General features: G+C 67.7%; 1 protein-coding gene. It reads right to left on the reverse strand.

What is annotated here, in order from left to right; genetic code table 11:
* Positions 1 to 220: AMP-binding protein (locus I8J34_RS24535; RefSeq protein ID WP_214364234.1), on the reverse strand; the 220-nt coding region annotated here is incomplete at both ends.

The following is a 220-nucleotide window of genomic DNA, read 5'->3' on the forward strand; positions in this document are numbered from 1 at the left end:
GCGGTGAGTTCGGCTTGGTTGAGGTAGCCGCGCGCGACGCCCTCGCCGCCGATGTACAGCTCGCCGGCCACGCCCACCGGGACCGGTTGGTGATGGGCGTCGAGGATGTAGATGCGCGTGTTGGCGATCGGGCGGCCGATGTGGCGCACGAAGCCGTCTTGCCGATCCATGGATACCCAGGTGGAGTAGGTGGTGGTCTCCGAGGGGCCGTAGAGGTTGC

Source organism: Denitromonas iodatirespirans, assembly GCF_018524365.1.
Classification (GTDB): Bacteria; Pseudomonadota; Gammaproteobacteria; order Burkholderiales; family Rhodocyclaceae; genus Nitrogeniibacter; species Nitrogeniibacter iodatirespirans.